Origin of the sequence: Bradyrhizobium sp. NBAIM18, assembly GCF_020193825.1 — a bacterium.
Classification (GTDB): domain Bacteria; phylum Pseudomonadota; class Alphaproteobacteria; order Rhizobiales; family Xanthobacteraceae; genus Bradyrhizobium; species Bradyrhizobium yuanmingense.
This window is the reverse complement of record NZ_JADYVO010000003.1, coordinates 499,353-513,408: the sequence shown is the minus strand read 5'-3', so window position 1 is coordinate 513,408 and position 14,056 is coordinate 499,353. Positions and strand designations below refer to the sequence as shown.

The 14,056-nt window shown below is 60.6% G+C and carries 9 protein-coding genes; 6 read left to right on the top strand and 3 right to left on the bottom strand.

Features of this window, described 5'->3' with window-relative positions; translation table 11 throughout:
* Positions 1–13: 13 nt before the first annotated feature.
* From I6F17_RS09720 to I6F17_RS09705, 3 genes are all read right to left on the bottom strand, one after another.
* Positions 14–3,706, bottom strand: coding sequence for an SNF2-related protein (locus tag I6F17_RS09720; protein ID WP_225125954.1), 3,693 nt, complete (start codon positions 3,704–3,706; stop codon positions 14–16).
* A gap of 683 nt (positions 3,707–4,389) precedes the next feature.
* Entirely contained in the window at positions 4,390–6,081 is a 1,692-nt protein-coding gene (locus tag I6F17_RS09710) for a ThiF family adenylyltransferase (protein WP_225125958.1), read from the bottom strand.
* Positions 6,074–7,228: a cyclic GMP-AMP synthase DncV-like nucleotidyltransferase gene (locus I6F17_RS09705; RefSeq protein WP_225125960.1), complete on the bottom strand. Its 1,155-nt coding sequence runs from the start codon at positions 7,226–7,228 to the stop codon at positions 6,074–6,076. Before I6F17_RS09705 ends, I6F17_RS09710 begins: the two co-directional genes overlap by 8 nt.
* 192 nt (positions 7,229–7,420) lie before the next feature.
* On the opposite strand from I6F17_RS09705, the gene I6F17_RS09700 reads away from it, so the two are divergent.
* The 6 genes from I6F17_RS09700 to I6F17_RS09675 all read left to right on the top strand — a co-directional run bounded on the left by I6F17_RS09700 (position 7,421) and on the right by I6F17_RS09675 (position 13,918).
* A complete protein-coding gene (locus I6F17_RS09700; RefSeq protein WP_225125962.1) occupies positions 7,421–8,401 on the top strand; it encodes a CBASS cGAMP-activated phospholipase in 981 nt (326 codons plus the stop codon).
* A 19-nt stretch (positions 8,402–8,420) separates the two neighbouring features.
* Positions 8,421–9,998, top strand: a complete 1,578-nt coding sequence (locus I6F17_RS09695) for a DUF2235 domain-containing protein (protein WP_225125965.1) — start codon at positions 8,421–8,423, stop codon at positions 9,996–9,998.
* Between the two features lie 69 nt (positions 9,999–10,067).
* Complete coding sequence (locus I6F17_RS09690; protein WP_225126107.1) at positions 10,068–10,472, top strand: hypothetical protein; 405 nt, start codon at positions 10,068–10,070, stop codon at positions 10,470–10,472.
* Positions 10,473–10,486: 14 nt separating this feature from the next.
* Positions 10,487–10,936, top strand: a complete 450-nt coding sequence (locus tag I6F17_RS09685) for a hypothetical protein (RefSeq protein ID WP_225126109.1) — start codon at positions 10,487–10,489, stop codon at positions 10,934–10,936.
* Between the two features lie 2 nt (positions 10,937–10,938).
* Positions 10,939–11,688, top strand: coding sequence for an SOS response-associated peptidase family protein (locus I6F17_RS09680; protein WP_225125975.1), 750 nt, complete (start codon positions 10,939–10,941; stop codon positions 11,686–11,688).
* 73 nt (positions 11,689–11,761) lie between these two features.
* Positions 11,762–13,918 carry a 3'-5' exonuclease gene (locus tag I6F17_RS09675; RefSeq protein WP_225125977.1) on the top strand — a complete coding sequence of 719 codons (2,157 nt, stop codon included), beginning with the start codon at positions 11,762–11,764 and terminating at the stop codon, positions 13,916–13,918.
* Positions 13,919–14,056 lie beyond the last annotated feature (138 nt).

The following is a 14,056-nucleotide window of genomic DNA, read 5'->3' as shown; positions in this document are numbered from 1 at the left end:
GCTCGGTCCTGGACTAGACAGCCGCCGGAATCCATCCCTTCGGCGTGCGTTTGCCTAAGGCCAAGCGGCCGACGAACAAACCTTCGTCGATCGAGTATAGCAAACCGGCGTGTTGAACTCGCAAACCTAACATTGTGCGAACCTCAGAACATAGGGCCAGATGCCGCCTATCCGGCGAACTGAGGGCGGATACAACACGGCAACGACCTCCGCGCAAGGCGTCGGATGCCTTTAGGGCGATCTCGGTCCAGCGATCCGATGCGTCCGTCGTGTGGCGGATGCCATGCAGCAAATCACTCAGCGGCTGAAAATAGGGACTGGCGCCGGCGGCGGCGAAGTCGACGTGGAAGGAAATTCCGGTAATGCTACAGACCCTAAGATCGTCCGGGTGCGATCTGCGCCCGCTCCAGATACAAGGTCGTGCTTCGCTTGGAGCACAGTATTTGCCCCCAGCCGAACGGATCGCTAGGCGATGCTGGACGCGAGCGCCAGAAGCGCTGCTGACAACAAGCAACCTTCTCAGCACGCGAGAATCCGTGACCGTGCAGCGTTCAAGCTCGGACGGCAAGACGGCCTTCCCCGTGACGCTGCAGTGCTTGAGTACGCCGGGCCGAACGAACCTCCCGGTGATTTCGCACCGTTCAGCCTCTTGTTGTGTTATCGGTTGCCGTGTCTCATGACAAAGGAGAAACTCGTCTTTGTGGCCCGTTTGATCAGATACGACTGATTTCGACGTCTGGTCGCGACGATAGGGTCTCCCCGAGATGTCACTGATGGCCAATTCGCTCTTCAGTATCTCGATGCCGGTGAAATCGCACCGACCAAAGTGCTCTGGTTCCGCCCGTTTACCCGTCAGACTACAGGTTTTGAGAAGCACACTAGCGACAGCATTTCTTGTGACCGCGGAGAGTTCCGCTTCGTCCGTCAGGACTAGTTTGCCGCTTTGGCTGCAGCGCAGCGCGTGGTCCGGGAGGGCCATTCGGCCGCTGACTTCAGAGGTGACAAGTAGGTGCCGCAAGACATCCAGGCCTGTCATGGCGCAGTGGCCTAGGCATTCCTTCGGCGCGAACGTGCCGCTGCTATCGCATCTGCCCAATTCCGGAGCGGAAAGGCAATCGCCCGTCCGCGGGATCACCGTCAAACGGCTCTCATAGTGCCGGCCTTTGTCGAACTTATAGTGCACCTCCGTGGTCACCTCGCGATGAATGCCGCCCTCGAGCGCGACGACAGTTAGCTGGAGCCGCGGCGTGAAGTCGTCTTCCATCTTCTTGCGCTTCCGGGCGTCATCGCCAGCGGCAGCCATTTCCTGAACGCGCCGTTCGACATAGAAACGACAGAACTCAGCGATGCCCTGATCGCGACCCGCTGCATCGGCCAGGCGATCGGTATCAACTCCGAGATGCTGAGCGTTCTCGATGGTATCAGCTAATTTATAGAGACCCGACCGGACGGCGTGTGCTCGGTGTTCGCCGGCCAAACACTCCACTTCGACGAGGCGTTCGTAGCTGTCGTGAGCCACAGTCGCGCGTACTCGGACAAGCGCTTTACCTTGAAAGCAGCGGCGCACCCCTTCCACCTTGGTCGTGATAAGCGATGCGCCGAAGCTGTCGACCCAGCGACGCGAGATTTCATTTGCCTGGCCGGCCGGGTCTTCGTCCGAATCCTCCACCTGATGAACCCCGGTGGCGATCATTCGGCTCACTAATCTCGAAAACGCGGCTGAACCGGGTGCGTACAAAGTAGCGCGGCCCTTGCGGTCGGCTTCTTCGAAACAAATCAATTCGCGTCCAGTGTCCTCTTCCAGTAGATAAAGGCCCCCCTCTTTAGGCGTCACCGTCGCTCCAAGACTCTTGAGACCGGCAAGCGCGAACTCCCGTGACTCCATCGATCTCACGATCGGAGGAAGCTTGGGGGCCCGCGGTCCGACATATTCCGCACCATCCATGCTGCCGAGCATGTCGTTGATGTTAGCCTCTTCCGCTTCCAGCTTTTCCTTAGCGTCGAGAATGCTTTGTTCTGCCTGCTTCGTGGCTTTTTCGAAGTCCTTACCAGCGAGCGCCGCCAGCACTAGCCGAAGGATCCTGTCCTCGAAATCGTCCCCATCCTCATCATCTACGCCAGACGCCTCGAGAAGCGACTCGATGTCGCCTATGGCATGCGAGGCCATCTGCAGCTTTTCCATTAAACGACCGACGATATACTCTTCGAACGTTCCCTTCAGCGTGATGTTGAGGATGCTGACGCTCGCATGTTCGGACGCGAGCCGCTGGATTCGGCCGATGCGCTGCTCGACTATCATCGGATTCCAGGGCAAGTCGAAATTCACAAGCACGTTGGCGACCTGCAAGTTCACGCCCTCTGAACCCGCTTCGGTCGACACGATCACATGGCAGGCGGGGGGATTTTCCCAGAAGCGGGCGATGGTGTCTTGATTACGCTGCCCTGAGGTGCCGTTGATAATTCCGACCCTGAGGCCCCGCGTCTCCAGGAAAGCCTGAACCGTCGTCTGCGTCTCGAGCCGGCCAGTGAACACCACCATGCGCCACCGCTCAGGGTTTTGACGCATCAATTGATCGATCAGCGATCCGAGGCCGTTCAGCTTAGCGCAGGTGCTCATGCCATCGACGATGCTGCATACGGCGGCGGCCAACTCCCGTGGCACGGTTCCATTCCGAGCCATGTTGGTGAGTTGGGCCATCAGTGCATGAGGACTGCTGGTGAGTGCCTGCAGAATTCCAATTTGAGCGAGCCGATTCAGCTTTTGAATCGGTTTGCTGATGACTCGGATAAGCTCGAGCTCGGCGACGGTCGGTTCGACCCGGTGAAGCTGGACGACTCTATCCGGGAAGTACAATTTGGCGTCGCCGCGCCGCACCCGAGACATGTAGCCATACACTATCGAGCGAAACTCCTCGCGAGCTTCACTCTTGAGCTGACGAGCGGTATCGCGCTTGTCGGCGATGAACTTGCGGGCGAACATGCCCTCGCTTCCGAATGGGTTCTGGTGGCCTCGCGCGACCGTAAGGAGGTCGACGAGAGAATAGAGGTCCCACAACCGGTTTTGAATTGGCGTTGCCGTAAGCATCAGAACGTAGCGAAAGCGCCTTTTTTCAAGAGCCTCCTTGAACCGCAGCGCAACCTGTGGCGGTGGATCGACGCCATAGAGGTTTCGTAGTTTGTGGGCCTCGTCGAGCACCAACATTTGAAAACGATCTTCAGGGATCTTCTCGAGGTGCAGGCGTGCTGAAGCATATGTCGTTATCACCGCGCCAACATCGTCCGGTTCGGCGGTTATCAGCTCTCTGCCGGTTGCGATTTGAGCAGGGATATCGAATTTTGCCTGTAACTCCGCTTGCCATTGCGGTCCGAGGAGTTTTGGACAGACGATGAGGATCTTAGAGATCCTTGTGCGCGCGATAAGCTCGCTGGCGATCAATCCTGCGCTGATGGTCTTACCCAAGCCAACGTCGTCGGCGAGCAGTGTCACCGGTAGCCGGCGGCAGAACGTGATAAGATTAGAGACCTGATGGTGGTAGGGTTGTAGGCGGTCTCGCCATCGCTTTTCGGATTTCAGGTCTTTCCGCGTCTCGATGACGATTGGATCGGTCAAATCCCATTCAAGCGCCGCTCTGTACAGTTTGTATTCGTCTGGAAGGACGCTGCGACGCAAAATTTTCGTCTGAAATTCCGATGAGAACGCCGCCATTCCTCGCAAAACCTGAGCACTAGTTGTTCAAATTCCGGCAGCATGCCCGGTTTGGCGACCGTGGGCAACCTTTGCGAGTAGTTGGGGGCGGCGAGCGCGTCTCCAATGGAAAAGGACGACGCCGGCCTCGACCGGGAGTTCACTGAAAAGGTGCTCTCGTCGCGCGACATCGAGGCGCTCATGCGCCAGGGCTGGCGGTGACCAGTCCCGAGAGCGTAATGACGTCTCGGACAGGTCAACCGACTTTCGCCATCGCGGTTAGTTGCCCCTCACTCCCGATTTCGCAGTAGGTCGTCGCACTTCCCGCTATAAGAAACACCATCGGATACGGGTCATGCTTTCCATTTGCTTGCGCCACGATCGGCGGTCCACCCAAGATGGGGTCGGATGCCTCTCAGGATGGGTGTGCCATTCGCCTACGAAGCTGACAGCGCCGGCGCTCTCCAACCATTCCCCCTCGGCCGCAAGCTGATGTCCCCTGTCCCGTCGGACGAAGCCGAACCGGCTTCGACGATCCCCCGGCATCGGAACCGTGCAGCGCACGACTTGGATGTGGGGTCCCCGATAGCTTCCGAGGAGAATCCCGCCTGCCTCGCGATCGGCTTCGGAGCCGGTGGTGTACCGCGAGATCGCTTGTGCGACGCCCTCGGCCACCGTCACCAAGCGCCCCTTCGTGAGGAAGATCATGCGACGGAGCCGCCGCACGCCGGACAATGATCAAGCCTCTTTGGGTTAGTGTCTCCGATCTGAACGGCCTTTCGGTGATCCATCGTCACCGACCTCCACCTACGCCGAAGGTCACCGTTCGCCCAGTCCAGAGCCATGTCGCAGGCGAGACCGGCGGCCGTCGCCGCTCGCGAAGACGGAAAGGGAATAAAGTGGGCGTCGCCACAGGCAAGATTTCTGCCGCTCTCGATGTCAGCTTCGTCACGCACCAAACGAAACCTCTTGGGGCCGCTCAGGTCGGGTCTCAGGCACTTCAAGCAAGCCCAATCCGGGCCGTCCGACATGAAGCTGACCGCGGCCGCCCCGTTTCCCTCGATCCACACGTACAGCATGGGCGGGAAGTTCGGCCGGTTGGCCACGGCGCGGTCGTTCAATGCGATCGAGAGTGCTTCCTCGCCCGTGGCGTCGACAACGAGGTCATGCCGGTGAAGCGTCTCCAGCGTGTTCAGTATCGAATCCGGAACGCTCTTGATTTCCAGCTGCGGAAGCTGCTCCCGCAAAAACTCTGCGCAAGCGTCGGCCTTATTCCGGTTTAGGTAGGGCGCTCCCAGAAGATGTCGGCCCAAGTTCGCACCCTGAAGGATGTCTGCGTCGGCGAGCGTCAGGCGGCCGCCGTCGGAGCCCGTGCCGCTCTGCGCGAATTGCTGCGCCAGGAAGCCGCCGATCGTGCCGCATCCGATGAGCAGTATCCGCTTCCCCGCTAGATTTTTCATGCGGCCAAGATTCCTCGAGAAGATGTAGTTGCCATCCACCGGCACGCCGACGTAGCCGGAGATCTTCACAGCGCCCTCGATGCGCTTGAGAACCTTCGCCATTCTTGCGCGCCTGTTTTCGAGAAATTCCGACTTCCGGTAGGCTTTCGCGATTTCGGCGGACACGAAGAATCTGCCGTTCGGCGCTGACAGACATATCCATTGAACGTGCCCCGACTTCGAGCGGCCAAATGCCGCTTCCGTCGCACCCAAGGCCTCGGGCGCCATCGATTTCAACCACGTGTTCAAACCGGAGAGGTCCTTCGGGGGCCAGGGAAGCTTGGGGTCGAAAGACAACGAGGAAACGCGTATGACCGGGCAGAGGACACCTGCGTCGGGATCTCTGCCTGTGTTCTTCTGGTGAAGACGCGCGTATGGCGATTTTCCCTCGGAGACCAATATAGCTTCATTGTCTGGGTTGGCATCGAAGCGCAGAATCTGAATCTTGGCGTCGCCCTGGAAATCCAGTGGAAGATCCACCAAAACCTTGCCGTCGGACCAATAGTCTCCGAATTCGTCCGCCAGATCGCCGGCGAGGCGACCGCGCATAGCATCGCGAAGAACCTTGTCGGCCTGCTCCAAACATTGAATGATCGTCTCCCCGGGCTTGTACCGGTCGAGCACGATCGATTTTGCGTCGAGGTAGCAGAAGGTGCCGTTCGACCTGAGCACGTGCGGAATCTGGCCGTTCGATCCGGCCTCCGCGTCGAGCAGCCTGATGACGGGCGGTTTTACGAAGTCGACGTCATCGACGGAAACGACCACGGGCACCTTGAGGCCCGTTTCGTCGAGCAGCCCTTTGTAATGCAGACCACTCCGCGAGGCGTCCCGCCGAAACTTCCGTTGCGTGAACGCGTCATGGATGCGACGAATCGCGGTGGCTTCCCTTTTAGGCACTGACCGACTTGCCGACCGTAGGAGCCGCCGCGATCCGCGCAGGATGAGAGCGAACCTCGGCGTGCGCCGCCTTCGTGACATCGATGAGGCCAGGCTGGTCAGGAATCCTTTCCCCGAACAACTCGGTCAATTTGACGATGGCCTCATGCGGATCGAAGCACTTTTCGACGATTTCGGTCAGCGTCCGGTCGAGCCCCTTCGCCATCGCGATGGCCATTTTCCGACCTTCGTCGCTAAGTCGAGAATCAATTCGTTCATCGTCGTCGGCCGGGTTGTAGACTGGGCCCTGAAGAAGCCGGGGAAGGCGCTCGGCCACCCGCAACAGAGCCAGGTCGTCCCGGCTCGGCACGTTGGGCCGCCCCAGATCCTCGAACGACTCCCACGCGCAGACCATTAGCAGGATGGACGAAACCTCATCGAGGTGAGGGCTGTTGTGATCGCGCCATGCCTTGAGGTATCGGCAGACGCGGCGCAACACCTGGTCATAGATCTGGACCGCGTCCACGAACCAGTCGTGGATTTTTCGAGGGTCCGACGAGATCCAGTCGTGCTCGCGGTGTGCGAGAAGGACGCAGTCCGAGGGAAGCGCGTCCCACCGGTCGACGCCATCGGCTCGGGCATCCAAGGCGATGCCGTCCAGCGTCTTTGCCATCTTCGATTCGACGAGCCTGGAGAACTCGGCATCTGGAATCGCGTAGAGCGGAACGTCGATATGAGCGATCGAGGATATCACCAGCCTGGTGCAGGTCGGCTTGCGCGCGAACTTCCAGCCTTCCTTCTTGGCGAGCTTCTCGAGCGCCGCATCGACGAACTTGAAGAAGCTTGCGGCCGCTACGGATGGTCTCTTCTCGCCTTGAACGAAGGTCATCGGCAGATACGTGCCGTCGTCCAGGTCCATCTGCTGGGGTGGGGTCCACGCCGGATTGTTGATGGTCCTATAGACGTAGCTGCCTTGCATGTAAAATTTGGGTCGCACTGTCACCCCGAGCTCGGCCTTCGTCGCAGCGGCGAAGGCCTCACGAAGGCATTGCCTGATCTTCTCGCGGGCATCCATGAGGTCCCTGCGGTCGCCGTCCGAAAGGTTGAGGTTCTTGAGGAAGGACGGTGCGTCGCCAGACGCATGCAGCAGCTTCGAGACGTTCGCCATGATCTAATCTCCGAATCTCAGCGAGGGAGATGTAGACGGTGGACAAAGCCCCCTGTCGCACAACCGCGCGGTATCGAACTCTACTCTGAGTCGTTAAAATCCTTGCAGAACATAGATCGAACATCCATGTGGTAAATGGGTTCCGCAAGTGCAACCCGTTAAAATACCGCCTTTTTGTCTTCGGGAGATCCGATGCCTTTTCAAATACTTGCATTAAGTGGCGGCGGCTATCGGGGTCTGTTCACCAGTTCGATCCTCACCAAGCTGGAAGCACAAGCGAAACAGCCGTTGGCGGAATGTTTCGACCTGATCGCCGGTACGTCGATCGGAGGCGTGATCGGCCTTGGCCTCGCTCTGGGCAAAAGCGCCGAATCGATCAGGCAAATGTTCATCGATCATGGCGAGGCGATCTTCACTCGGGGCGAGCCACCTACCTCCCACTTCGGGAAATGGAAGGCGTTCCGATCCCAATGGCGTCGTCCCAAATACGACGGCACCGTCCTGCGGGAGAAGATTGAGGCGGTGGTCGGGTCGACGACCCGGCTCAGCGACGCGAGGACCAGGCTCCTGATTCCTTCCGTCAACATGACGAAAGGGAGCGTGCAGATGTTCAAGACGGCGCATCACCCCAACTTCATGAACGACCACAAACTGCTGGCCGCCGACGTCGCGATGGCGACGGCTGCAGCGCCGCTGTATTTTCCGATGGCCAAGATCGAGAACAGCAATTTCATCGACGGAGGCGTGGTCGCCAACGCTCCTGACATGTGCGCCGTGCACGAAGCCGTGCACTTCCTGGGTCAGGAGATGGAGGACATCCACGTCCTCAGCATCGGAACCACGACGAGCAAGTTTTCCCTGCCGAGTTCGCTCGGCAGAGACTTCGGGCAGAAACTCTGGCTCGAAAACGGCAGGCTCATCTCCACGATCCTATCGTCGCAGCAGCAGCTGGTCGACTTCATGCTGAAACATCAGCTTAGCGACCGCTACGTGAGGTTCGACGAGCAGCCGTCTCCTGAACAGACTACGGACCTTGGTCTCGATCTTGCGACGGCGAACCGCCGGCAGACTCTCATCGGCATGGCCGACGGCTGCTATCAGGCGCTCAGCAACAATCCGAGAGTCATCGATATGCTGGCCTACCGCCGGCCCGATCCCACATTCCATCATTGACGATCGAGGATGATGCACGATGGTCAAAAACATCATCATCTTCTCGGACGGTACCGGCCAGGCCGGCGGCTTCCGTTTCGACGAGGCGCGCACGAACGTTTACAAGATGTTTCGGGCGACCCGCTGCGGGCCGGACTCCGACATCGATCCGCGCGAGCAGGTCGCCTTTTACGATCCTGGCCTCGGTTCGCAGGCGGACGGAGCCAACGTATTCGGCAGAGCATTGCGGTGGATACACAACACCGTGGCGCAGGCGACCGGCTTCGGCATTACCCGCAACCTCATCGACTGCTATACAGCGCTGATCCAGCTATGGCGCCCCGGTGATCGCATCTTTCTGATCGGATTTTCACGGGGCGCCTATACCGTGAGGTGCCTGGCTGGCATCGTCGCGCGTTGCGGAATTCCGACGCACGCCGACGGCAACCCCGGGGCTGCCATCAAACTCGACGACCGTTCCGCGAAAAAGCTCGCCTCGGAAGCCGTCAAGCACGTTTACCAATTCACCGAGCCGCGCAAGACCAGTCAAGCGACGCCGCGCCAGAAGTTTCTATTGGAGACCCGCGAGCGCCTCGCGCGCAATTTCCGGCAACGTTACGGATCCGCCGATCCGACCACGCCCGACGGCGCGAACGTTTACCCCTATTTCATCGGCGTGTTCGACACCGTAGCGGCACTCGGCAATCTGCCGACCTTCCTCCTGTTCTCCGGCATCTTCGTCGCCGCAGTCGCGGCATTCGCCGGCATCATCCAAGCGGTCGTCGGGCTACTGCCGACCGGAAGCATTTTAGCGCGCTTCACGTTCGGCAACGTGTTCTCAGGCGTGATCGCGCTCGCAGCGTTCGCGGCCGCGGCCGTCTACGTCTATACGCACGTCAAGTGGGATTTCACCGTCGAGGGCCACGGTTGGAAGGACAAGCTGCGCACGGTCCATTTCAACGAGCTATGGATGAAGTTTTACGATACCGAGCTCAGTGCTCAGGTGAGTTACGCAAGGCACGCGATCTCTATCGACGAGAACCGCAAGGACTTCGCTCGCGTCGGCTGGTCGAGCCCGCGCGGCGCCGGCAAGGACTCGAACGGCATGCAGTGGTTCGAGCAGGTCTGGTTCGCCGGCAACCACGCCGACATCGGAGGTGGCTACCCTGAGAACGAGTCGAGACTGTCCGACGTCGCTCTCGATTGGATGACGCGCTGGGCTGCGGCCGTGCCGAACGGACTGAAGTTCGATCGGAGCGTGCTGAAAGTGCGCCCATATCCGGAAGGACCGCAACATGACGAAGTCGCGGCCGGCTTCGCCTCGATCCCGCGGTGGACTGGCGTCACTTGGATGGAGAAGCATCGGGAGCTGCCTGGCGATGGCGCCATCATGCACGCAAGCGTCTATCGTCGCTTCGATGGTCGCGACGTTCGCCTGACCGATGCTTTCGGGGCCTATCGGCCAGTGACGCTCCAGACGCATGAAGATTTCAGGCGGTTCTATGAGGGCAACGCACCGTTCCCCGCGAATTCATACGACGGCCAGAAGCATCTCGCCGGGGAGCCGCCCAGGTTCCCGGTTGAAGGAGGTTCGGAAGGCGGTGCAGCGGGGGCGTAATCGATGTCCCGTCTTGCCATGCATCGCTTCCTTCTCGACTCTTTGTTCTTGATATGTTCTTATCGTCGCATGACAGACCGTCCCGCGAGCTGGCGCATGCCGACCCGAGCCCAAATGGAGAAGATGGGCGCTCCCGTCGGCAGAAAGATGCTTCCTGCGCGCGGGCTGGCACCGAACGACGACCTCCCACCCGAATATTGGCAAGCGCTCCTAGCCGACGCTCGCGCCGACGAGGCCAATCCGGTCGCCCGTGCATCCGGACGCGCGCTGCGGCTGAACGAAATTCCCAAGCATTTACTGAGGGTGGGCTGCCGGCGCTGCGGCCGAACCGTCGAGATTCAGAAGGCCGACGCCGTCCGGCTGTACGGTCCGGACGCGGTCTGGAAGGACGTCGGGCAGCGGCTGCTGGACAACACGTGCACGATCCGGACCGGGCGCCATGAGGAAGACGGCTGTTGGCCGTCATACGACTGATGGCGGCCCCGGCCGTGGCGCCGAAGCACCATCCCACCCCGCTTAGCGGCGGCGACCGCAAGGCCCTGCAGAAGGAGCTCGGCCGGGCCCGCGCCATGACGGGCATCCTCGCCGCCCAAGCCGCCGAGGCCCGGGCCAAGGGAGAGGCGCTGATCCGGACGGCCGACAAGCTGCTCGCGGAAAGCTGGAACGAGCGCATGTGGGCTGATGGCGAGCCGATCGATCCGTCGCCAACCGTCGACCAGGCAATCAACGGCGGCTATAGCTGGCTGCAGATCGAATGCTCGCGCTGCAAGGCCGCTCGCGACGTCGATCTGGCATCGCTTGCTCACCCATCGACGACCTTCGTGCACGACTTGGCCAGCCGGCTTCGTTGCAGCAAATGCGCCAAAGCCGGCAAGCGCCCGGCTGCCAACCTGCTGCAGCTCGCCCAGCGCGCCCGGCATCCGGATCCGGAGACCTAAGCTTGTGTAATCTCTACTCGATCACCACCAACCAGGCTGCCATCAGCGCGTTGTTCCGTGTCGTCAACAGGTACGTCGGCAACCTCGCGCCGATGCCCGGCGTCTTTCCGGACTACAAGGCACCAGTCGTTCGCGATGGCGCCGAGGGCCGTGAGCTCGTTACTGCTCGCTGGGGCATGCCGTCGTCCTCGAAGGCGCTTATGGACGCTACGAAGAAGCGGGCAGACAAGCTGCAGGCCAAGGGCAAGACGGTCGATTTCAAGGAATTGCTCCGGATGGAGCCGGATTCCGGAACCACCAATATCCGCAACGTGCAGAGCAAACACTGGACCCCATGGCTCGGTCCGGAGCACCGCTGTGTCGTCCCGTTCAATTCGTTCTCCGAGTTCAACAAGGCCGAAGGCGGCGACATCTGGTTCGCCCTCGAGGAAAGCCGTCCTCTCGCATGCTTCGCGGGCATCTGGACCAACTGGACCTCGGTCCGAAAGGTCAAGGAAGGCGAGACCACCAACGACCTGTACGCGTTCCTGACGACGGAGCCGAACGCGGAGGTCGGCGCCATCCATCCGAAGGCGATGCCAGTGATCCTGACGACGCCCGCCGAGGTCGAGACATGGATGACGGCGCCCGCCAAGGAGGCCCTTAAGCTGCAGCGGCCGCTACCGAACGGGACGTTGAAGATCGTTGCTCGGGGCGTGAAGGAAGATGCTGCGCCCGCGACCACCGAAGTCCGCGGCTCGGGCCACCTGTAGCCGTCGCGGCGCTTGACTCAGAGGACTGCCCTCGAACAAAAATAGAACGAACGATTCTGCCCCGAAGGTCCGCTTGGCCAAACTGCCCCAACTGCCCGTCTACTATTATCTCGACCACTTCGCCGAAATGCTGGGGTTCGTGCAGCGGACGTACGCCTCCGTGCTTGGTCCGGAGCATCACGCCTTCATAGCGCGGTTCGAGGCCCTTCCGAGAGATGCGCGATGCCTGCTGGTCCGAATGATCAACAGGCGCGGTGCCATATTCAACCGATCCTTGTTCAGCTACCCAGAGATCGATGACGTCGAGCGTGCGGCATCCGATCTGACCGCGGCCGGTTACGCACGGGAGCTCGGCGAAGCGGACTATGCGGCCTTCGTCTCATGCCTGCCAAAGGACATCCTCGTCACCGGCGCGCAGGCGGCCGGGCGAGGAGACGTCCGCAAATCCTGGTCCAAGCCGAAGCTCATCGATTATTATCTACAGAGCATTCCTTTCTCCGTCGCCGCGCAGCACTGCGGCGCCCGCAACTTCATCGCGCTCGATGGCACGCGGCCAATCGAGTTCCTGCTCTACCTTTATTTCGGCAAGACTGAGGTAGACCTGAAAAACTTCGCGCTACGCGACTTGGGCATTCTCCGCACGAATCGCGAGACCTCGTTCAGCGCACGCTTCACCGATGCCGAGGAGGCGCTCGTTTCGTTCTATTACAGCCGGGTGCTGGACAGCCTGGAGGACCGATCGGAAGCCGTTCACAGACGGGCCGCCGTCGACGTGCTGGCGGGCCCTGCCTGCCCGAGCGAGTTCGCCGCCGATCTCCGCAGCCGAGCCGCGCATCAAACTGGGCTTTTCTTCGAGAAAGCGGGCGAGAGCGATCTCGCCCGGCAGCTCTATCGTGCTGGGCCTTCCCCCAATTGCAACGAGCGTTTGGTTCGCCTGCTCTACAACACGGGCGACAAGGCCGAGGCCGAAGCGCTGCTGCAGCGGATGATCGATGATCCCGCAAGCGATGGCGAACTCCTCTTCGCCACGGACTTCTACGCCCGTAAGTTCGGCGGCAGGCGTACAGGGCTCTACACCGAACTTCTGCGGTCCGGCCGCACGATCACGGTCGACGACACCTATCGCGGCAATCCCGAAGCGGGCGTCGCCGGCGTGCTGCGGCGCAGGCGCACCGAGGTTTTCTTCACTGAGAACGTGCTGTGGCACACACTGTTCGGCCTGCTGTTCTGGGACGAACTGTTCGAGAGCGCTCGCATGCCCAGCGGGTTCGATTTGCTACCCCACTGTCTGAAGGACCGCAGCTTCCGTCGACTTTTCGCCGCGGCGATCGACGAGAAACTAGCAGCTATCGTGTCCGGATCCGCCCTCCCGTTGATCCTCCGCACCGTCGCGGCAAGATGGGGCCGTCCGAACGGGGTTTTCAGTTGGGACCATGTGCAAGTGGAGGCGTTGCGCGCGCTGCTCGAAGGGGTCGATCCCGCCAGCATCGCCAGCATGCTCCGCAGCATGTGTGAGGATTTCCGCGGGATGCGAGACGGCTTTCCCGACCTGATGCTAGTGCGAGCCGGCAAGGCGTCCTTCATGGAGGTCAAGGCGGAAGGGGATGTGATCCGCCGGAACCAACTGACCCGTCTCCGTCAGCTCGGTGAAGCCGGCATCGTGGCCGAGATCGGTCGGGTCGACTACCGCTTCGACCCCGAGCAGGATTACGTGGTGGTCGACATCGAGACCACCGGCTCATGGTCGAACGGCGACCGAATCACCGAGATCGGCGCGGTAAAGGTGCGCAACCACCGCGTCGTGGACGAGTGGCACTCTCTGCTCAACCCGCAGCGTGCCATTCCGGCAAAAATCGTCCAATTGACCGGCATCACCAACGAAATGGTGCGAGACGCGCCTTTGTTTGCAGAGGTCGCAGATTCCTTCATGCAGTTCATGGCCGACGGCATCTTCGTCGCCCACAACGTCAGCTTTGACTACGGTTTCGTCGCCTATGAATTCGACCGCATCGGGCGGCGCTTCAGATTTCCGAAGCTCTGCACCTGCGCCGGAATGCGGCGGCGGTATCCGGGACACAAGTCTTACGGACTCGGGAAGCTTTGCGAGATCTATGGAATTGAGCTTGAGAATCACCATCGAGCCCTCTGCGATGCGCGAGCTTCGGTGCATCTGTTGAACCTCATCAATCAAAAGCGCAGCGAGGAAAGAGATATCGGTCAAGCCGCGTAGCCCTTCAGAGTCCGATCAGACCCCGGGAAGCAATTCCTCTAAATCAATTCCGATAATGCGAATTTTCGCTTGTGCCGTCGGGCAAAACAGTGGTTCATAAGGTGCTGGTCCTCGCAGATACCGGAGCCAGCCCGATGG